The sequence below is a fragment of the Sphingomonas sp. Leaf5 genome (genome assembly GCF_001421155.1).
Lineage (GTDB): Bacteria > Pseudomonadota > Alphaproteobacteria > Sphingomonadales > Sphingomonadaceae > Sphingomonas.
This window is the reverse complement of sequence record NZ_LMJZ01000006.1, coordinates 29,849-49,412: the sequence shown is the minus strand read 5'-3', so window position 1 is coordinate 49,412 and position 19,564 is coordinate 29,849. Positions and strand designations below refer to the sequence as shown.

Here is a 19,564-nt window from a genome sequence, read left to right as displayed (position 1 = left end):
TACACATGGGTCTGCGTCCCAGCATCAGCTGATCACAGCATTTTGAAGCACCGGTCGCGACCCGAGCCATTGTCACAGCGCCATGGCGGCTGCTGGCGCAGCGTGGAGTCGTTCGATGTCGGCACGTGGAGGCGCGCCGAACAGTCGCCTGTATTCGCGGCTGAATTGCGATGGGCTCTCATAGCCGACGGCAAAGCCTGCGGTGCTCGCCGTGGCGCCCTCCGTCAGCATCAGGCGTCTAGCCTCCTGCAACCGCAGCTGTTTTTGATACTCCAGCGGCGTCATGCGGGTAATCGCCTTGAAGTGTACGTGGAGCGAGGAGGAGCTCATGCCGGCCTCGGCTGCGACATCGTCGATGCGGATCGGCGCGTCGAAACGCCGGCGGATGGCGGCGATGGCGCGGCTGACCTGATTGAGATGGCTGCCAGCGGTTGCGACGTGACGAAGCATCGGACCATGCGGTCCGGTGAGCAGACGATAGAGGATCTCGCGCTCGATCAGCGGCGCCAGCGCGCGGATCGTGTCGGGTCGGTCGAGCAGGCCGACCAGCCGGCATGCCGCGTCGATCAGGTCGGGATCGCCGGGGTAGACGCCAAGCACCGGCAAGTCTGTTCGGACCAGCCCGCCGCCTTCGATCGCCATGAGATCGGCCAGGATCGAGGCATCGAGATCGATCTTGCAGCAGAGATAGGGTCGCTCGGGGCTCGCATCGAGCACATGACCGACCAGCGGCAAGTCGACCGAGACCAAGAGGTAATGGGCCGCATCATAGACCACGCTGTGCTCGCCGATCGACACCCGCTTAGACCCCTGGGCTATTATGCAAAGGGAGGCCTCGTAGACGGCAGGCGTGGGGGTGCTCGGTGCGTCGGCCCGGATCAGCGAAACATGCGGCATCGCCGTGCTGCAAATGCCTGTACCCACGACGTGTCGATGGATGAGGGCAGAGAGTTCGGCGATCCGGTCCATGCCGACGATCCTTCTCCAATTGCGAGCTGTGGGCAAACATCTGGCGTTAATTCTAGAGGATCGTGCAAGCCATTAGGGCAATCACTCTACCGTGCGACATGGACGATGGCCCATCTGCGTCCCGTCACCACAACGGAAGGACTGCATCATGGCAGGAAATATTGACAAGGTCGTCCTCATCACAGGCGCGTCGAGTGGGATCGGCGAGGCAACTGCGCGAGAAATGGCTGCGACCGGCACCCGGCTGTTCATCGGCGCGCGTCGCGGAGAGCGCCTGAAGGCACTGGCGGAGGAACTGGGCGAGACCGTCGCCTGGCGCGAACTCGACGTCACCTACGGCGCCGATTTCGATGCGTTCGTGGAGGCCGCTGAAGCGCGCTTCGGACGTGTCGACGTGCTGGTCAACAATGCGGGTGTGATGCCCCTCTCACCGCTCGCTGCGCTCAAGCGCGACGAGTGGAAGCGGATGGTCGACGTCAACATCCACGGCGTCCTCAACGGCATCGCCGCGGTCCTGCCGCGGTTCGTGGCTCAGCGAAGGGGGCATGTCGTCAATGTCGCCTCGGTCGCCGCACACATGGTGATGCCGACCGCCGCGGTTTATTGCGCCACCAAACATGCCGTACGCGCCATCACTGAAGGGCTGCGGCAGGAGCATGACGAGGTCCGTTCGACGTTGATCTCGCCGGGCGTGGTCGCCACCGAGCTGGGCCATGACATCACCGATCCTGAGGTTGCTGCGGCCCTGACCGGATGGCGAAAGAAGTCGCTGACGCCGGACGCGATCGCGCGAGCCGTTCGCTATGCCATCGAGCAGCCGGAGGGTGTCGACATCAATGAGGTGATCGTTCGCCCGACCGCAGCGGACATGTAAATGCTTGGGCGTGCCGGTGCCGAAGCGGGGACGCCCAAACGACGAGTTCATACACATTGACGAGCGCTGAGATCAGTTAGCCAGGAGGGGATCGAAACGACTGGGGTTCGGTCATGATCGCATAGGAGGCCATTGCGGCCGTCAACGCGCCACCAGCATCTCTTCCAGATCGGTTCAACCGACCATGAATGTGGCCGAACGCCGGACCGTAACGGCAGCTTGTCCGTTCAGCGTTCCTGATCTTGCACTGCTTGATGGATATCGCCGACCATGCCCGACCATTCCGCATCGCCCATATTGCAGCCCGTCCAGATCGGCGACCTGTCGCTGCGCAACCGCATCGTCATGGCGCCGTTGACGCGCAGCCGTTCGAACGACGACGGGATCCCGCCCGCTTTCGCCGCAGACTATTACTCACAGCGCGCTGACGCCGGGATCATCATAAGCGAAGCGACCAACGTATCTCCCCAGGCGGTCGGCTATGCGTTAACACCGGGTATCTGGAACGAACAGCAAATCGAGGCGTGGCGCCCGATCGTGCAGGCTGTCCATGATCGTGGCGGCGTCATATTTCTTCAGTTGTGGCATACTGGGCGTATCTCGCATCCGGACCTACAGGGCGGAAAACCGCCGGTTGCGCCGTCGGCCATCAAGCCGGTTGGACAGGCATTCACCAAGGATGGGATGAAGGACCACGTAACGCCGCGAGCCCTGGAAACGGACGAGATCCCTGGCATCGTCGAGGATTATCGTCGCGCCGCCACCAACGCCAAGGCGGCAGGGTTCGATGGGGTCGAAGTCCATTCGGCGAACAACTATCTGCTTGAACAGTTCGTACGCGACAGCACCAACCGGCGAACCGACCCCTATGGCGGGTCAATCGAAAACCGTCTGCGCTTCCCCCTCGAGGTCGTCGACGCGGTCGTCGGCGTTTGGGGCGCAGGGCGTGTCGGCATCCGGTTGTCGCCAGCAACGACAATGCCCGGCGAGACGCCGCTCGACAGCACCGTGATGGAAACCTTCGGCATTTATGTTGATGCGCTGTCTCAGCGCGGCCTGCTCTATGTCCACGACATCGAGGGCGTGACGCAGCAGACACGTGATGCAGATGGCGTCGACTTTGCTGCGCTGCGCAAGCGCTTCAAAGGGGCTTATATCGCGAACAACCAGTACACGCTCAAGCTGGCCGAAGAGGTTCTTGAGCGTGGCGATGCCGACCTGTTCAGCATGGGGCGGCCGTTCATTGCCAACCCCGATCTCGTTGATCGCCTGCGCACAGGTGCGCCGCTTGCAGAGGCGCCAAAAGAGTATTGGTATGGCGGCGGGTCGGTCGGCTATTCCGACTGGCCGACGATGCGCGGGAATCCGGATCGCAGCTGACCCAGCCCCTCACATCAGAGCCAGCCGTAGGATCGAGCTCATACCGCAGATTAATCGCGATGAGGCCTCCGGGTGTCGGTGAGCGAGGTTGGGGTTGTGGCCACCGTCGGCGCAGGGGCGATCGCAAGTCCAGCCGCCGCGCCGACAGTGCTGCCATTGGCGCTGCTTCTCTAAATTTTTCCTCGGGAAGCTGCCGTGCGGTTCGGCGGGGAAAGCGCCTATGACGCAGTCCCCGCTTCCGACATTAATGGGGGTCCGAAGTTGGAGCTTTGGAAGATGACAACTGAATGTCCGGGATTGGGTCGAAGCCGCTCAACACGAGGATGAGAACAATTCTACCCTTCAAGAGGGTCAGAGCCTACGAGCGTAACGATCCGAAGACCAATCCATCAGCGGTCCTAGGCTAGTATGCCGCGATCCGATGGATCGTATTCGAATAGATATAATGACCGAGCTGCGGATATGATGCGGGCCGAAGACGTTCCCGTCTTGATCCCCAGGCGCATCGTGCGCCGGTCATTCTACCTCGGGGCATTATCACAATGTTTTGCGAGGCTGATATGGCGAAGACCATAGTGGTGACGGGCGGCAGTGCAGGCATCGGACTTGCCATTGCCGAGAAGTTTGCGATTGCCGGTTGGCAGCTAGGCATCTTGGGGCGCCACCGGGCTCGGCTCGAGCAAGCGCAGGCGATGCTTTTGTTGGCAGGCGCCTCAAAAGTCCTGGCGATCAGTGTCGACGTCGTGGACGCAGACGCGGTCGACGCCGCCGCAGCGCGAATAGAGGATGAGCTTGGGCCGATCGATGCCTGGGTCAACAACGCTATCCTGTCGCGCGCTGTTTCTGTGCGCCGGCGGGGTCGAGACGCCGCGATTACTACTCAACCTCGATCTCGCCAATTCAAGCGGTCAGGTCGGGCGCAACTTCATGGCGCATGTCGCGACGCAGGTGTGGGGTCGGTTCGATGCCGACATGCGGATGAACCGCGGCTACCCCTCGTCGCTGATCACAGAGGACATGATGCGGGCCGGCGACGCCGACCATGCCGGCGGCTATTTGATCCAAAGCCTAGGCGTGATGCCGGTGACGCTCGCCACCAATTTAGCGCGCGGTGCCGGGTTGTGGGGGCGGGCGTTGGTCGACCTTCTCGACGATTACAACCGGTTGGGTGGAATCGGCATCAATGGCGAATGCCTGCCGTCCGACGACAACCGGCTGACGCTGGCGGACGAGACCGACGCCTATGGATTGCGCAAGGCGCGGATCGACTTCAGCTACGGGCCGAACGAACGCGCGATCGACGCTCATGCGCGAAAGACGATGACCGCGATCTGGGAAGCGGCGGGCGCGCGCGACATCTTCGCGGTCGACCGCTCGGCGCACACGATCGGCACGTGCCGGATGGGCCAAGACGGCGACCGTGCCGTGGTCGACGCCGACGGACGCAGCTTCGATATCGACAACCTGTTCATCTGCGACAATTCGGTCTTCCCGAGCGCGCTTGCTGCTAATCCGGCGTTGACGATCATGGCACTGTCGCTGCGCACCGCCGACCGTTTCCTCGCGACGCGAGGTTGAAGGAGAGAGACATGGATCTGGGTATCAAAGGCCGCATCGCGTTGATCAGTGGAGCAGACTCTGGCATGGGAAAGGAAACTGCGCGGCTATTGCTTGAGGCAGGAGTCCGCGTCGCGATCACTGACAAGCCGGACGGCACGCTGGATGAGGCGGTCGACGAACTGTCGCCGCTTGGCGAGATCGTCGCGGTGACCGGGGACGTCACCAAGCTCGACGAGGTCGAAGCGATCTGGCAGCAGGTCCGCGAGAAGCTGGGAGAACCCGATATCTACGTCAACGCTGCCGGCGTCACCGGCGCGACCGGCGACTTCCTCGATGTCAACGATGCCGGTTGGCTCGAGACGCTGAACATCAATCTGATGGGGGCGGTGCGGATGTGCCGCGAGGCGATACCGGCGATGCGGACGAAGGGCTGGGGACGGATCGTGCTGTTCGCGTCCGAGGATGCAGTGCAGCCGTACGTTGACGAACTCGCCTATTGTGCGTCGAAGGCAGGTATCCTCAGCCTCGCAAAGGGACTTTCCAAAGCCTACGGCTGCGATAACGTGCTGGTCAACACCGTGTCGCCGGCGTTCATCGCAACACCGATGACCGATGCGATGATGCGCAAGCGCGCCGAGGAGAAGGGTACCACCTTCGACGAGGCGATCTCCAGCTTCCTCAACGAAGAACGGCCAGGCATGGTGCTGAAGCGGCGGGGCAAGCCGGAAGAGGTGGCAGCGGCGGTCGCGTTCCTCGTCTCCGAACGCGCCAGTTTTATAAACGGCGCTGGTATCCGTGTCGACTCCGGCTCAGTGTTCACCATCGCGGGGTGACCAGTTGGAACACAGGCTGCGGCATGCATAGCTGCCAGACAAGCCAAACCTAACCCATGGCAAGGACACCTAGAGGCTGTTATGGACTTGGAGGTGTGTCTGATTCATCCGGTATTGGATGAGCATTTGCTGCAAGCCATATCCGTCCGATATCAGCGATGAGGAATGGTCGCTGATCGCGCCATACCTGCTGTTCAGCGCGAGGATGCCGGGCAGCGGGAGCATGATCTGCGCGAAGTATTCAACGGCCTGCGCTACATCGTGAAGACGGGCGCGCCGTGGCGGTGGATGCCCAATGATCTGCCGCCTTGGGCGGCGGTGTACCAGCAGACGCAACGCTGGCTGGTGGCGGGGTGTTTCGAGGCGCTGGTGGATGACCTGCGCTCGGTACTGCGCCTGGCGGCGGGCCGCAAAGCCGAGCCGACTGCCGCGATCATCGACAGCCGGACGTTACGCTCCACGCCCGAGAGTGACGAGCGCGCAGGCTATGACGGGGGCAAGCGCAAGAAAGGGTCGAAGATCCACATGGCCGTCGATACGCTGGGGCATCTGCTCGCGCTGCATGTGACGCCAGCCAGTGCCGAGGATCGCGGCGAAGTAGAACGCCTCGCACGCACCGTGCAGGCCGTCACGGGCGATACCGGCGACATCGCGTATGTCGATCAGGGCTATACGGGCGAACGTGCCGTGAAGGCCGCAGCCGCCCATGGCATCGCGCTGGGAATCGTCAAACTGCCCGAGGCCAAACGCGGGTTCGTCCTCCTGCCGCGCCGCTGGGTCGTCGAACGGTCATTCGCCTGGGCAACACGCTTCCGACGCCTCGTCAAAGACTATGCCGTCGAAGACGAAGGCGTCGAGGTCTTTCACCGCGGGCAGCCTGGCGGCCGACATTCGGTAGCGGACCGACGCTGCATGGCGGTGGGTTGCCTCGGCACGCAGCAGGTCGGTCAGGATCTCCATCGTCGTACGCTTGCGTTTCAGGGCGGTGGTCCTGCCGGTGCAGATCGCGCAACATCCGGCTGCCCGAGAACGGGTAGATTAGGTGCAACTCGTCGATCCGTCGCATGATGGCCAGGTCGACCTCCGGTACAGGGCGCGGCATATAGTAGATGCTGCCGCGCCTGATCCCGAGCTGCCGCGCCTAGACAATCAGCGGCAGCGCATGACCCCGGTCGATCATCGCCTTGCGCTCGGCAACAGACCGGCCTTCCCGAGCGCACCAGCCAAAAAATCGTTCGCCAGCGTCAGTTCGCCGATCTTCGCGTGCAGCACCGTAATGTCCACTGCAGGCTCGGCTGCGATGGGTTCCGCGCCGAACACGTCCGCCGCGCCCCCCAGCAGTCGCGCCCGCCACTGGTTGATGAGATTCGGATGCACGTCATACTGCTGTACCAATTCGGCCAGTGTCTTTTCGCCCTTCACGGCAGCCAGTGCCACCTTCGCCTTGAACGCCGGGCTGTGGTTCCGGCGCGGTCGCTTGCTCATCTTGCCTCCTGCTCACGGCCAGTATCGCCGCTGTCAGATCAGCAATCCACTTATCCCCGCTGTGCAAATTTTCCGAGCGCACCTCTCAGGCGCCGGTTTCGTTCGGTCTGGTCAGTAGGCGCAGGGCCATACTTTAAACGATGGAAGGATCACCCTGCATGGAATTCCGGCTGTTGCCCATCGTTTCTCAAAGCTTCCGCAACTCGACGAAACTCGCTCGGCACGACGCCCACGTGCTGCTGAAAGAAGCGGGTAAAATTGCTTTGAGCACTGAACCCGAGTGCGTCAGACACCAGATTGATTGGCCGGCGTGCGATGCCGAGATCGTTGACAGCGAACTCAAGCCGTAACGAGGCGTGGTAGATACCGGGACTGACGCCTGTGCAAGCGCGGAACAACTGGTTGAAGTGCGGCCGCGATAACCCTGCGCGCTGCGCGATCTGCTCCAGCCCCAGCGGTGCATCGATGCCGTGCATCATACGGATGGCACGCCGAATGCGATAATCGCTGAACCCGTATTGCGAAGCCGTGTCGCGAACCAGCCCCGTCGCTGCGGTGCCCTGCATGACTTCCGCCGCAAGCGTGAATATAGTTTCACTGATAAGGGACGGATCGTGATGCTCCGCCCGTAGCATCTCGATAAGGTCCCGGACACGTCGCCGTATCGTCGGGCCGATGACGATGCCCGGCCGCGGAAAGAAGCCCGGGCGGTTGCACGTCATGAACGCCCGTTCGAGACTCGCAAGCCACGCTGGCTTCAGGTAAAGGGCGAGAAAGATCGTGTGCGCGTTGGTATCAAGCGGCGTGTACCGATGCGGCTGCCACGCATTCACAAGCACCGCGGTGTCTTCGGTCATCGGTACGCGCGTCGAGCCCACGACGAAAACCTGGTCTGCGCCGCTCGCTTTGAAGAGGATGTGGCAATGCGGATGCGCATGTCCGACTAGCGCCGTATTCATGTCGAGCAACGCCACGCGTCCGAACACACCCTGCGCGATCGCGAGGGCGGATGTCATGCTGCCTCCCGAGGCGGATCAGGGCCCATTGTCATGATGATCTTCTGGCATCCGCCACGCGCCCGAGCCAGCAGCAATCTCAAAAAAATCATCCGATCCGATAAATCGCAATCTTTGGGGAGCGAGCATTCCCGCGACCGATCTGCTGTTCTTCGAAAATCCCAGCGCGTCGAACGCGCGGGTAGGTCGAAGGAGAGATGCTCATGATCGAAGTTCAGTTTCAGTCGCGCGAGCGCGATGCACGCGAAAGACAGCGCCAGAAATACATTCGGAAACAGTTCGTCGACGAAACGCCGCATGGCTACCGTGGCGAGATCCACCTGCTCAAGACGCTCGTCGTGACGGTTGGGACGATCGCCTTCTGCCTGTCCCGAATGGTCCCCCCGACCGTCCTGGAATGGACGATGATCGTGCCAATCCTTCTGCTAGGAAACTGGATAGAATGGGCCGCGCACCGCTACATTATGCATCGGCCGATCCCGGGACTCGAAGCGGTCTACAAGCGCCACGTGACCGTCCACCACCAGTTCTTCACCCATCATGACCTGTCCTACAAGGGCCATAAGGAGTGGCGTGCGCTCTTATTCCCGCCGCTCGCTTCGATCGCCTTCCTCGTCGCCGCGTTACCCTTCGCGCTTCTCGCGGGGTGGCTGATCTCGAAGAACGCTGGGTTCATCATCATGGTGTCGATGGCCTCCTATTACCTCCTGTATGAAGGCCTTCACACGCTCTCTCATCTCGAGGACAAGGATTATCCGTGGCTGCGTAGAATACCGCTAATCAATACTGTGCGACGCATGCACGCAAAGCATCATGTCCTAGGTGTTCAGTCCCGGCATCTGGTGGATCGGGTTGACGATGAACCGGTCTGGCTCTGACGTCCAGATCTTTGCGATGTATTCGTAGGGTGTGAGCCCGCTAAGCGTCTTGAGCCGGCGGGCAAAGTTGTAAGCTGCCATGAAGTCAGCGAGGTGCGTCCGGAGCTGGTCGTGGCTCTCGTAATGGAAGCGTTTGACGGTCGCCTCCTTTATGGTGCGGTTCATCCGCTCGACTTGGCCGTTCGTCCAGGGATGGTTCGGTTTGGTGAGCCGATGCTCGATGTCGTTGGCCTCGCAGATCATGTCGAAGCGCATCTGACGCGACCAGGCGGTGTTGCGGTTGCGGGGCTGCTCGGCGAACTGGATGCCGTTGTCGATCAGGATGGTGTGGATGCGATACGGCACGGCTTTCAGCAGATGTTCGAGAAACTCCCATGCTGTTCGGCGATCAGCCTTGTCGACCAACTGCGTGACGGCGAACTTGCTGGTGCGGTCAATACCGACGAACAGGTAGAGCTTGCCTTCGGCAGTCTGCACCTCAGCGATATCGATGTGGAAGAAGCCGATCGGGTAGCGCTTGAAGCGCTGCCGCTTCGGCTTGTCGCCCTCGACGTCTGATAGGCGGGAGATGCCGTGCCGCTGGAGGCAACGATGCAGCGCTGAGCGGGTCAGGTGCGGGATCGATGGCTGCAGCGCGTAGAGGCAGTCGTCGAGCGGCAGCAGTGTGTGGCGCCGGAACGCCACAACCATCGCCTCCTCGGCCTCGGACAGGGTGGTGAAATGAGGGGCCTTCGGGCCGGTCTTCAGGTCCTCGACCGTCGCCCTCTTACGCCATTTCGCGACGGTCTTCGGGTTGATCCCCAACTCACGGCTCAGCGTCGAGAGCGAAGCTTGCGATCGCTGTATTGCTGCTCGGACGGCGTGCGTGGTCGTGGCGCTCCCGTGACGAACTTGTCCCATACGGCTTCCTTCCATTCCAACGAAAGGATCGCACCATCAAACCGTGGGATCAAACACCTAAGGGGGGCAAGGTCGGATCGCTGCTGTTCGTCACCGACCCCGCCGTCATCAACCGGCTGCAACGCGTGGCGGTCGAGGAGACGCGGCTGAAGGTGCCGTTGATCTTCGGGTATCACGTCATCCACGGGTTCCGCACGATCTTTCCGGTACCGATCGCCAATGCCGCATCATGGGACCCGGCCGGCGTCGAGCGGGCGCAGGCGGTTGCCGCTGCCGAGGCGCGCGCGGTCGGCATTCACTGGGCTTTCGCGCCGATGGTCGATATCGCCCGCGATCCCCGTTGGGGCCGCATCGTCGAGGGGGCGGGGGAGGACCCGTTCCTCGGTTCGGCGATGGCACGCGCGCAGGTGAAGGGATTTCAGGGTCCGGCGATCGGTGCGCCCGGTCACATCGTCTCTGGCCCCAAGCATTTCGCGGGCTATGCCGCGGCGGAAGGCGGACGCGATTACGACAGCGTCTATATCTCTGAACCGCAGCTCTACAACGTCATCCTGCCGCCCTTTGCCGCGGCGGTGCAGGCCGGCGCAGGCAATGTCATGAGCGCCTACATGGACCTCAACGACGTGCCGGCGGTCGGCAACAAATGGCTGCTGACCGATGTGCTGCGCGATCAGATGGGCTTCGACGGCTGGGTCGTGTCCGACGCCAACGGCACCAAGAACCAGGTGATCCAGCATTTCGCCCGCGACGAAGCCGATGCGGCGGTGCGCAGCATCGATGCCGGCAACGACATGGAAATGTCGTTCGGCCCCGCCGCTTCCGCCGAGACGCTGGCGGCGTCGGTGCGAGCGGGCAAGCTGAAGGAGGCGGTGCTCGACCGTGCGGTGCGTCGCATCCTGATCGGCAAGTTCCGCATGGGACTGTTCGAAAACCCCTATGTCGACGAAGCGCAAGCCAAAAAGACTCTGGCCGATCCCGCCCATCGCGCCGAGGCGCAGGCCGCGGCCGAGCGTTCGTTCGTGCTGCTGAAGAACGAGGGCGGTGCCCTGCCGCTGGTGGCGGGCGCACACAAGCGGGTCGCGGTGATCGGGGCGATGGCCAATTCGAAGCGTGACATGCTCGGACCTTGGGCGTTCCAGTACGACCTGCCCGAAACAGTGACGGTGTTCGAGGGCGTCCGCGATCGGCTAGGGTCGGCCGCGACCGTCGAGACTGCGCCAGGCGTGCAACTCAAGCGCGACGTGCCGTCGATGTTCGAAGCGATCACCATCCCCGGCGCGGCGAAGCCCGAACCGCGTTGGGACGCGGCCCGCGCGGCAAGCGAGTTCGATCGCGCGGTGGCGCTCGCCAGGCGTTCCGATCTGATCATCCTGACGCTCGGCGAGGCGGAGGATATGAGCGGCGAGGGGGCCTCACGCTCCGACCTGAAGCTGCCGGGCGACCAGTTGCGCCTGTTCGAAGCGATGCTGGCGACCGGCAAGCCGGTGCGGGTCGTGACGATGAGCGGCCGTCCGCTCGAACTGGGGGCGGTGATCGAGCGCGCGCCGGCGATCCTTCACGCCTGGTATGGTGGCACGCGCGGCGGCACCGCGATCGCGCGCACGCTGTTCGGCGACGTTAATCCCGGCGGCAAGCTGCCGGTAACATGGCCACGCAGCGTCGGGCAGGTGCCGATCTATTACGCGCACAACACGACCCATGCGCCCAAGGATCAGGGCAAGCGCTATTGGGATATTCCCTCCACGCCGCAATTTCCCTTCGGTTACGGGCTCAGCTACACGACCTTCGAGATCGGTGCGCCGGTGCTCGATACTGCTACCATGGGTGCCGGCGGACGCGTCGTCGTGTCGGTGCCGGTGGCCAATCGCGGCACCCGCGCCGGGGACGAAGTGGTGCAGCTCTATGTTCATCAGCGATCGGGCCGAGCGTCGCGTCCGGTCCGCGAGTTGAAGGGGTTCGAACGCGTATCGCTGCGCGCAGGCGAGCAGCGGACGGCGCGCTTCGAACTCGACGAACGCAGCCTCCAATACTGGAGCAGTGCCGCGAAGGGCTGGGTGATCGATCCCGGCACGTTCGATCTCTACGTCGGCGCAAGTTCGAGTGCTGAAGCGTACGCGACCTTTTCGGTTGCCGGTCTTCCCCGGCCCGGGGTTAGTTGGAGTGGTAGAAAAAAATGAACGAAAGGCCGATTTTCGGGCTGCGGTAAATCTGTTTGAACGGCGGGTTCTGGGTCTCAGCATCGGACATGCTGTTTGGAAACAGCCCGATTTGTCGATCCGACGAACTCCGCGAGATGCTGTCCCGACAGCCAGGCAGCTTCGATCCGCGGTCCGAGAAGCCAGTCGCCGCAGGCGCCTAGCCGGATATCAGCGTTCCAGATCGCGCCGTGGTTCAACGCTTCGACCCTCGCATACCGCCAGCGATGAACGCTGGTCGCGATGACGGCAGGCAATTCGGCGCCGATATTATCCGCGAACGCCGCGAGAAGCGCGCGTTGTACCGTGTCCGGTTCGTCTTCGAGATGCGCGCGCGACCAATCGGCACTGGCCTGAAGGACCCAGGCCTCCGGTCCAGTCCGAGTTGGCTTGGCCGAGTTGCGGACAGCGGATCCGATGATGCCGAGATCCGTAAGCCGATCGTGATCGATAGGTACAAGACCGTCGAATGCTGCCATGACGGTCCAGCACGGATCGGACAATGCAGAACGGGCTGCATCGGCCAATGCGACATCGTGGGCGGTGACTAAGGGCGCGACCTGTTCGGCCGGCACCGCGACGATCGCCGCGTCGAACCGCTCGTTACCGATCCACCATTCGCCATCATAGGTCAGGGTGTCGATGGCAGTGTTCCAGCGGACGTCGCCGCCGTTCGCCATCGCACGGATCGGTGCGCTCATCGCCGGCGTCCCGACCCACGCATCCGGGCCAGCGGGCGACCAGCGAGCGACATGGCCGTCTTGCGCCCAGCGCTCGACCTGCGCGACGAACGCGGGATCGCGTGCCGTCAGATATTGCGCGCCGTGATCGAATGCGGCCTCCCCCACCGGGGTGTCGATGCGGCGGGTCGACATGCGGCCACCCGGCCCGCGCCCCTTGTCAAACACGATGACGTTGTGACCCTGATGACGAAGCGTCTGCGCACACGAAAGGCCCGCCATTCCCGCCCCGATGATTCCGATCCGCATGACTATCCCCGTGCCGGCGTTCGGCAAACGAACTTGCTGTAGACCGGACGGTTTCAAACGCGGAGTTTGTCGATTGGAGCCGACCACGCGCAGATTTCGTCTTGGGCGATCGGCTCCAGGATGACGGTTCAACTTCGAATGTCTCCGCCGCCGAAGACGACCTGATTGCGCATGGCGGGGGCGAACAGGCCGTATAGAAACGACAGGTTGCCACCGCTCACCGCATCGAGCGCCGCACGGTGATCGGATGACAGGGTAAGGCCGAGGGCGGCGACATTGTCGGTTACCTGCTCCGCCCGGCTCACACCCATCAGCGTGGATGTGACGCTAGGCTGCCCGACCACCCAGGACAGCGCGACGCGCGCCGGCGTCTCGTCAATCTCCGCGGCGACGCGTTTCAGTTCGTCGAGGATTTGCCAGTTGCGCTCGGTGAACAGCGTGTCGCCGAACGGATTGTCGCCATCGAGCCGCTTGTCGTTGGCGGGCCGCGCTGCGTCTTCCTGCCCGGCTTGGTTGGGGACGCCGCCTGCGCGCTTCGGACCCGCCTCGACGGTCGTGCGGTCGTATTTGCCGGTGAGCAGGCCATAGGCGAGGGGGCTCCAGGGCACGAGACCCATGCCCGCCGATCGCGCGAGCGGCAGGTGCTCCGCTTCGACGCCGCGTTCGACCAGCGAATAGAAATATTGCAGGCCGATCGGCGCCGGATCGCCATGGATCCGCGCCAGCGTCGCGAGTTCGGCGACGTACCAGGCCGGGGTGTTGGATATACCCCAGTAGCGGATCTTGCCCGCTGCGACGAGCGCGGTCATCGTCCGCAGCAGTTCCTCGGGCGGGGTTATGCCGTCCCAGACATGTACCCAGTACAGGTCGATGAAGTCCGTCCGGAGTCGGCGGAGCGATCCTTCGACGGACGCCAGGATGTGGCGCGCGCCGTTGCCGCCTGCATGATAGCCGCGGCCGGTTGCAAACCCCGATTTCGTCGCGATCACCAGCTGATCGCGCGACGATTGCGCGGCGACGAAACTACCGACCATCTCCTCCGATCGCCCGCCTGCGTAGACGTCGGCGGTGTCGATAAAATTGCCACCAAGATCGGTGTAGCTATCGAACACCGCGCGGCTTCCGCTCTCGTCCAGCCCCCATCGTGGCGTGCCAAAGGTCATCGTACCGAGTGCCAGCGGGCTGACGAGAAGGCCGGAGCGGCCGAGCGGGCGATAGGTGTCGAGATTCATGATCGCATCCTGCAGTGTGTGGTCTCCAGATGGACGCCGGACGGCGTGAGGATTAGATCATTTGCGGCGCATGGGTTGCTGAAGGATGTTCAGGAATGGATCGCGATCTTTGGTCCGGTCTCGCGGTGTTCGAGACGATCGTCGAGGCTGGCAGCTTCGCGCGAGCGGCGACGCGTCTTGGATTGTCCGCCTCGGCTTTGAGCCATGCGATGCGGTCGCTCGAAACGAAACTGGGCGTCCGGCTGCTCGACCGTACTACCCGGTCGCTGGCGCCGACGCTTGCCGGCGAGGAACTGCTGGCGCGGTTGAGGCCGGCGATCGCTTCGGTCGCGGAAGCGCTGTCCGACCTGAATAACGCCCGCGAACGACCGGCGGGGCGGATCCGGGTCAGTGCGCACCGGGTCGCGGCGCTCTACGTCATCCTGCCGCGACTGGCTGACTTTGCGCGGGCCTATCCCGACATCGCGGTTGAACTGGTGGTCGACGACGGGTTCGTCGACATCGTCGCGGACCGTTTCGACTGCGGGGTCCGGCACGCGCAGACCCTGCAGGCCGACATGATATCGGTACGGATCAGCGCAACGGTGCCACTCGTCTTCGTTGCCGCCCCGGTCTACCTCGCCGACCATCCCGCACCCGCCGATCCCGACGATCTCGTCGCGCATCGGTGCCTGTGTTATCGGTACACGTCGTCTGGCGTCGTACATCGATGGGAATTCGAGCGGGACGGCCGGACGGTGGAACGGTCGGTCCGCGGCGACTTCATCACCAACGATATCGACGTGATGCGCGACGCCGCGGTGGCAGGGCTGGGCGTGACTTGCCTGCCGCTACCGCACGCCGCGCAAGCACTGGCCGACGGTACGCTGGTTGAAGTGCTCACTGGCTGGGCACCCATATTGGCGCCGAACCACCTCTATTATCCGAGCCGCCGCCAACCGACTGCCGCTTTCCAGGCCTTTGTCGCGGCGATGCGCGTCTGATCGCAAGCGTGCTTTGATAAGATCAATGGCATTTGATGGTCAGGACCACGGGGCGCTTCGTTGGGGAACGTCGCCGTCAGCTTCGAAGTCCCGAGGGCATGAATGAGTGTCTGGAGTTGGGAAACGGGAAGGCTGGCCCGAACGTTTGGAAGTGGGTCCTCGTGGCCGCAAGTCTGCCGGGCAGCATTTCCTCGTTCAGCTCGCTCCCAGCTGCCTCAAGGCGGACTTTTCAGCGAGCGACAGGTTGAGCGCGAGCCGCGACTAAGAAGGCGAGGTCCCAAACGATCACACCACCCGCAGCGCGATGCTCTTCCTCTATCCGCTCCGCCAGCGTGTCCGGGTCAATCTGCTCCACGGTCGCGATACCTCGCTCGACTATTCGCGGCAGCATCGCCTGCGTGAGTGTTGGCAGGAAGGAGGGCTGGTTAGGGTTGATCAGGATGGCCTCGCCGCGCGCCTCCTCAACCGAAAGCCCCAATTGCTGCATCAGTTCGGCGAGCCGTAGCGCCAACCGCACATCCCCTCATTCTGCTGCAACTGTGCTCCAGTTCCAGTTATAAAGCTGGCGGTGCAACGCGAGGTGCCCAAGTCCTGCGGGAAGGGCGGTGCGTGCATGTTCCTGAAATGCCAAGACGGCATTAGGATTGGCCATCGTCGCTAGTCGCTCCAGTGCCTTGGCGGCATCGGGTAGGTACATCAGAACGCGACGGCCGACGATCGCGTCAAAACGGCCGAGATCGGGCAAGTCACCCGAAAGATCGACCGCCCGGTACTGGATGTGCGCGACACCCAAGTCCGTGTCGGTCGCTTGCGCTACCGCCAGCGCCTGTTCGCTCCGGTCGATCGCCACGACTTCGCCGCCTGGCCCGGCAAGCCCAGCCACAAACCGACTGAGGTCACCATTGCCGCAACCGACATCGAGTACCCGCGCACCGGGAGTTATGCCGATGTCGGCGAAGAAGCGTGCGCTGGGAACATTGGCTGGATTGAGCGGGGAGTGCAGAGGTGAGTGAGACATTGTCTCACGATACAGATCGTGGGGCGCGTGCCAAGTGCAGCTGTCCAGCGGGTTCAGACAATCGCGGACACGACGCGGGACGGCAGACCCAATTTTTATGCGATGAACGAGTGTCCGAACTTGGTTAGTGCGAAAGGGGCCATGAATGACCGAATTTGGGTCAGATTCCCAATCTGATTACTCGAATTTCTTGCTACCGCCGGAAAATATGTCTCCAGCGGTAGCATATCGACACGCTTAGATCAGCCAGTCGCTTGATCCATAAATGACGTACGCCGCGCCGCTGTCGTTACCGTTCGCATCGTTGCCGGTTGCTCCGACGATCAGGTCGACGAGCCCGTCGCCGTTGACGTCGCCGGCGTTCGATACCGAGATGCCGGCAAAGTCGGCTCCCGCCTGCCCAGCGATCTTGAACCCGCCGGTGCCGTTGGCAACCGCGTTCAGATCGATTGTGGTACCGTCCTTCTTGCCGAACACGACGTACGCCGCGCCGCTGTCGTTACCGTTCGCACCGTCGTAGGCTCCAACGATCAAGTCGGTCAGTCCGTCGCCGTTGACGTCACCGGCGTGCGATACCGAGACGCCGGCGTAGTCGAATGCCGCCTGCCCAACGATCTTGAACCCGCCGATGCCGTTGGCAACCGTGTTTAGATCAACCATGGTACCGTCGGTCTTGCCGAACACGACGTACGCCGCACCGCTATTCTGATCATTCGCATCGTTGTAGAACGCGCCGACGATCAAGTCGGTGAGGCCGTCGCCGTTGACGTCGCCTGCGGTCGATACCGAGTTGCTGGCAAAGTCGCCTTCTGCCTGTCCGCTAATCTTGAACCCGGCGGTGCCGTTGGCGACCGCGTTCAGATCGATCGTACCGCCGTCCTTCTTGCCGAACACCACGTATGTCGCTCCGCTATTGCGACCGTTCGTATCGTTGCTGTACGCTCCGACGATCAGGTCGGCGCGCCCGTCGCCGTTGACGTCGCCAGCGTTCGATACCGAGATGCCGGCTAAGTCGGTTGCCGTCTGCCCAGCGATCTTGAACCCACCGGTGCCGTTGGCAACCGCGTTCAGATCGATCGCACCGCCATCGGTCTTGCCGAACACCACGTACGCCGCGCCGCTGTCGCTACCGTTCGCATCGTTGAGGTACGCCCCGACGATGAGGTCGGTGAACCCGTCGCCGTTGACGTCGCCGGCGGTCGATACCGAGACGCCAGCGTAGTCGAATGCTGCCTGCCCAGCGATCTTGAACCCGCCGGTGCCGTTCGCAACCGCGTTCAGGTCGATCGTGGTACCGTCGGTCTTGCCGAACACGACGTACGCCGCACCGCTGTTCTGACCGTTCGCATCGTTGCTGTCCGATCCAACGATCAGATCGGCAAGCCCGTCACCGTTGACGTCGCCTGCATTCGATACCGAGCTGCCGGCGTTGTCCAATGCCGCCTGGCCAGCGATCTTGAACCCGCCGGTACCGTTGGCAACCGCGTTCAGGTCGACCGTAACGCTGTCCGTCTTGCCGAACACGACGTACGCTGTACCGCTGTTCTGACCGTTCGCATCGTTGCCCAGCGCCCCAATGATCAGGTCGGCGAGCCCGTCACCGTTGATGTCACCGGCGTCCGATACCGAGCTGCCGGCGTTGTCGAACGTCGTCTGTCCAATGATCTTGAACCCGCCCTTGCCGGCGGCGATGTCGTTCAAGTCGATGTTGGCGATCCGGTCCTGCACCGGTGTGATCGTGAGGTCGACACGCTGTTCGGTCGTGCCGCCCTGGCCGTCGCTGATGACGATCGTAAAGGCGTCCGCGCCGTTGCGGTCGGCGTTGGGGGTATAGACGAAGGTACCGGCCCGCTGGTCGAAGGCGACACTTCCCTTGGCAGGGGTACTGCCCACCTTGATCGAATAGGTCAGCGTGTCGCCATCGATATCGGTCGCACCGATCCGGGTGGCAGCGGTTGCGGTGTCTTCACTGGTCGTCACCGCAACGCTGGCCGCTGCCGTCGGCGCGTCGTTCACCGGCGTGACGGTGGTCGTTACCCGCTGCTGGGTGGTGCCGCCCTTCCCGTCGCTGATCGTGATGGTGAAGCTATCCTCGCCGGCAAAGTCGGGGTTGGGCGTATAGTCGAAGCTGCCGGCCTGGCTGCCCGCGACAAGCGTTCCATGGCGTGGCTGATCGCCCGCCGCCACCGTGTAGCTCAGCGTATCGCCATCGGGGTCGCTGGCACCGATGACGCTGTACGTCGTGCGGCCATCCTCCTGCACGCTCAGCGTCGCCGTCGCCGGTGCGGTCGGCGCACGATTGACCGGGGGTAGGGGCGTGTTCGGGGGCGAACCGTAGCTGTAGTAGGTGACGCCGTTCACGCTCATGGTCGACAGCAGGTACAATGCCGAGACGCCGACGATATCGATCTGTCCGCCATTGGCGACGCCGTCGTCACCACGCATGCTGACGCTCGTTCCCGAAAGGTCGAACACGCCGTTCGCACCCGTCCCGATCGTGCCGTTGGCGTTGCCGCCGTCGAAGAACTTCGTCGTCGTGACGATGCGGTCATCGGCACCGAAGTTGCGGATCGTGTCCCCGCCGAGGTTCAGCCCGAGCGCGGTATCGTAGAGGAAGCTGTACGCCTTGCCGCCCTTGGCAGCATCGAAGCTGTCGTTGTTGACCGTGCCTTCGGTCAAGCCCGTCAGGCGAACGCTGGCATCGGCATAGACCGAATAGCCCTGCTTGTCGCCGAGGTAGCGCAGCGCCCCGCCGCCCAAGCCCTCGAGCTTGATCTGGTCGGGGCCGGCACGCTTGGGACCGGCGCGATCGATGTCGAGCAGACCGTTCGAGCCCAGATCGATCAAGTTGTCGGCATTGCCGTCATAGATCGAGCGGTAGTTCAGCAGCACGTCGTTCTTGCCGAACTGGCGGATTGTGTCGTCGCCGGACAGGCCGCCGTTCAGATCGGTGAAGCTGAAGGCTTCCGCCGCATCGGTACCGATAATGATGTCGGCCTGATTGTTATTGACGATCTCGCGCAACGCACTGTTCGTGCGCAGCGTGCCGTTATTGCCCAAAGCCATGACCTGTGCCCCCTGTGGACTGATGTTGGCCTCAGCCTTACCTTCGGGGTAACCATGCGTCGCTTGGCCATTCGTCCAGAACACCAGGCATTTCGTCCATTCGTCCCGGATCGGTAATCGCGTCGGCAGTATTCGGACGAAATGCCTATAGTTGTGGACAAAATGCCTCATGCGCTACTCGCGCAC

At 62.9% G+C, this 19,564-nt stretch carries 15 protein-coding genes and 4 pseudogenes; 9 read left to right on the top strand and 10 right to left on the bottom strand.

The window, feature by feature from the left end:
* Nucleotides 1-72: 72 nt before the first annotated feature.
* Entirely contained in the window at nucleotides 73-969 is an 897-nt protein-coding gene (locus tag ASE50_RS06315; protein WP_056397243.1) for an AraC family transcriptional regulator, read from the bottom strand.
* A 148-nt stretch (nucleotides 970-1,117) separates the two neighbouring features.
* Here ASE50_RS06315 and ASE50_RS06310 point away from each other — a divergent pair, with 148 nt between their 5' ends.
* The 6 genes and pseudogenes from ASE50_RS06310 to ASE50_RS06290 all read left to right on the top strand — a co-directional run.
* Entirely contained in the window at nucleotides 1,118-1,843 is a 726-nt protein-coding gene (locus tag ASE50_RS06310; RefSeq protein WP_056397236.1) for an SDR family oxidoreductase, read from the top strand.
* Between the two features lie 270 nt (nucleotides 1,844-2,113).
* Nucleotides 2,114-3,223: an alkene reductase gene (locus ASE50_RS06305; protein ID WP_056397233.1), complete on the top strand. Its 1,110-nt coding sequence runs from the start codon at nucleotides 2,114-2,116 to the stop codon at nucleotides 3,221-3,223.
* 542 nt (nucleotides 3,224-3,765) lie between these two features.
* Nucleotides 3,766-4,107: pseudogene (locus tag ASE50_RS19455) on the top strand (SDR family NAD(P)-dependent oxidoreductase); the annotation flags it as partial.
* The gene (locus ASE50_RS19665) at nucleotides 4,010-4,801 is read left to right on the top strand and encodes a GMC family oxidoreductase (protein WP_321163366.1); all 792 of its coding nucleotides are present in this window, start codon (nucleotides 4,010-4,012) and stop codon (nucleotides 4,799-4,801) included. The pseudogene ASE50_RS19455 and the gene ASE50_RS19665, both read left to right, overlap by 98 nt.
* Before the next feature lie 11 nt (nucleotides 4,802-4,812).
* Complete coding sequence (locus ASE50_RS06295) at nucleotides 4,813-5,616, top strand: SDR family NAD(P)-dependent oxidoreductase (RefSeq protein WP_056397228.1); 804 nt, start codon at nucleotides 4,813-4,815, stop codon at nucleotides 5,614-5,616.
* Between the two features lie 118 nt (nucleotides 5,617-5,734).
* Nucleotides 5,735-6,450, top strand: a pseudogene (locus ASE50_RS06290) (IS5 family transposase); the annotation flags it as partial.
* Here ASE50_RS06290 and ASE50_RS19445 read toward each other — a convergent pair.
* The 3 genes and pseudogenes from ASE50_RS19445 to ASE50_RS06280 all read right to left on the bottom strand — a co-directional run.
* Nucleotides 6,436-6,606, bottom strand: a pseudogene (locus ASE50_RS19445) (ATPase); the annotation flags it as partial. The pseudogenes ASE50_RS06290 and ASE50_RS19445 overlap by 15 nt on opposite strands.
* 10 nt (nucleotides 6,607-6,616) lie before the next feature.
* Nucleotides 6,617-7,101: pseudogene (locus ASE50_RS19440) on the bottom strand (IS3 family transposase); the annotation flags it as partial.
* A 149-nt stretch (nucleotides 7,102-7,250) separates the two neighbouring features.
* The gene (locus ASE50_RS06280; protein WP_056397223.1) at nucleotides 7,251-8,117 is read right to left on the bottom strand and encodes an AraC family transcriptional regulator; all 867 of its coding nucleotides are present in this window, start codon (nucleotides 8,115-8,117) and stop codon (nucleotides 7,251-7,253) included.
* Between the two features lie 203 nt (nucleotides 8,118-8,320).
* Here ASE50_RS06280 and ASE50_RS06275 point away from each other — a divergent pair, with 203 nt between their 5' ends.
* Entirely contained in the window at nucleotides 8,321-8,995 is a 675-nt protein-coding gene (locus tag ASE50_RS06275; protein ID WP_156347405.1) for a fatty acid hydroxylase family protein, read from the top strand.
* Here ASE50_RS06275 and ASE50_RS06270 read toward each other — a convergent pair.
* A complete protein-coding gene (locus tag ASE50_RS06270; RefSeq protein WP_056397219.1) occupies nucleotides 8,936-9,895 on the bottom strand; it encodes an IS481 family transposase in 960 nt (319 codons plus the stop codon). The two genes, ASE50_RS06275 and ASE50_RS06270, sit on opposite strands and share 60 nt — an antisense overlap.
* Here ASE50_RS06270 and ASE50_RS19210 point away from each other — a divergent pair.
* Complete coding sequence (locus ASE50_RS19210) at nucleotides 9,841-12,072, top strand: glycoside hydrolase family 3 N-terminal domain-containing protein (protein WP_268794918.1); 2,232 nt, start codon at nucleotides 9,841-9,843, stop codon at nucleotides 12,070-12,072. The genes ASE50_RS06270 and ASE50_RS19210 overlap by 55 nt on opposite strands.
* A gap of 56 nt (nucleotides 12,073-12,128) precedes the next feature.
* On the opposite strand, the gene ASE50_RS06260 is transcribed toward ASE50_RS19210, so the two are convergent.
* Together ASE50_RS06260 and ASE50_RS06255 are read right to left on the bottom strand one after the other, a co-directional pair.
* Nucleotides 12,129-13,166, bottom strand: a complete 1,038-nt coding sequence (locus ASE50_RS06260) for an NAD(P)/FAD-dependent oxidoreductase (protein WP_321163365.1) — start codon at nucleotides 13,164-13,166, stop codon at nucleotides 12,129-12,131.
* A gap of 41 nt (nucleotides 13,167-13,207) precedes the next feature.
* A complete protein-coding gene (locus ASE50_RS06255; RefSeq protein WP_056397212.1) occupies nucleotides 13,208-14,311 on the bottom strand; it encodes an aldo/keto reductase in 1,104 nt (367 codons plus the stop codon).
* Between the two features lie 95 nt (nucleotides 14,312-14,406).
* Here ASE50_RS06255 and ASE50_RS06250 point away from each other — a divergent pair, with 95 nt between their 5' ends.
* Nucleotides 14,407-15,294 (top strand): LysR family transcriptional regulator, encoded by an 888-nt coding sequence (locus ASE50_RS06250; protein ID WP_055998375.1) that lies wholly within the window; start codon nucleotides 14,407-14,409, stop codon nucleotides 15,292-15,294.
* Nucleotides 15,295-15,523: 229 nt separating this feature from the next.
* Here the strand turns inward: ASE50_RS06250 and ASE50_RS06245 are convergent, their stop codons facing one another.
* The 3 genes from ASE50_RS06245 to ASE50_RS06235 all read right to left on the bottom strand — a co-directional run bounded on the left by ASE50_RS06245 (nucleotide 15,524) and on the right by ASE50_RS06235 (nucleotide 19,378).
* Nucleotides 15,524-15,805 (bottom strand): hypothetical protein, encoded by a 282-nt coding sequence (locus tag ASE50_RS06245; RefSeq protein WP_156347404.1) that lies wholly within the window; start codon nucleotides 15,803-15,805, stop codon nucleotides 15,524-15,526.
* A 12-nt stretch (nucleotides 15,806-15,817) separates the two neighbouring features.
* Nucleotides 15,818-16,312: a class I SAM-dependent methyltransferase gene (locus ASE50_RS06240; protein ID WP_082438846.1), complete on the bottom strand. Its 495-nt coding sequence runs from the start codon at nucleotides 16,310-16,312 to the stop codon at nucleotides 15,818-15,820.
* Nucleotides 16,313-16,549: 237 nt separating this feature from the next.
* Entirely contained in the window at nucleotides 16,550-19,378 is a 2,829-nt protein-coding gene (locus ASE50_RS06235) for a tandem-95 repeat protein (protein WP_056397206.1), read from the bottom strand.
* Between the last annotated feature and the right edge of the window lie 186 nt (nucleotides 19,379-19,564).

Excerpts from the sequence above, each read along its gene's own strand:
- ASE50_RS06275 (WP_156347405.1), top strand. The coding sequence starts at position 8,321 with ATGATCGAAGTTCAGTTTCAGTCGCGCGAGCGCGATGCACGCGAAAGA.
- ASE50_RS06305 (WP_056397233.1), top strand. The coding sequence starts at position 2,114 with ATGCCCGACCATTCCGCATCGCCCATATTGCAGCCCGTCCAGATCGGC.
- ASE50_RS19665 (WP_321163366.1), top strand. The coding sequence starts at position 4,010 with ATGAGCTTGGGCCGATCGATGCCTGGGTCAACAACGCTATCCTGTCGC.
- ASE50_RS06240 (WP_082438846.1), bottom strand. The coding sequence starts at position 16,312 with ATGTCTCACTCACCTCTGCACTCCCCGCTCAATCCAGCCAATGTTCCC.
- ASE50_RS06255 (WP_056397212.1), bottom strand. The coding sequence starts at position 14,311 with ATGAATCTCGACACCTATCGCCCGCTCGGCCGCTCCGGCCTTCTCGTC.
- ASE50_RS06250 (WP_055998375.1), top strand. The coding sequence starts at position 14,407 with ATGGATCGCGATCTTTGGTCCGGTCTCGCGGTGTTCGAGACGATCGTC.
- ASE50_RS06310 (WP_056397236.1), top strand. The coding sequence starts at position 1,118 with ATGGCAGGAAATATTGACAAGGTCGTCCTCATCACAGGCGCGTCGAGT.
- ASE50_RS06295 (WP_056397228.1), top strand. The coding sequence starts at position 4,813 with ATGGATCTGGGTATCAAAGGCCGCATCGCGTTGATCAGTGGAGCAGAC.
- ASE50_RS06270 (WP_056397219.1), bottom strand. The coding sequence starts at position 9,895 with ATGGGACAAGTTCGTCACGGGAGCGCCACGACCACGCACGCCGTCCGA.
- ASE50_RS06315 (WP_056397243.1), bottom strand. The coding sequence starts at position 969 with ATGGACCGGATCGCCGAACTCTCTGCCCTCATCCATCGACACGTCGTG.
- ASE50_RS06235 (WP_056397206.1), bottom strand. The coding sequence starts at position 19,378 with ATGGCTTTGGGCAATAACGGCACGCTGCGCACGAACAGTGCGTTGCGC.
- ASE50_RS06280 (WP_056397223.1), bottom strand. The coding sequence starts at position 8,117 with ATGACATCCGCCCTCGCGATCGCGCAGGGTGTGTTCGGACGCGTGGCG.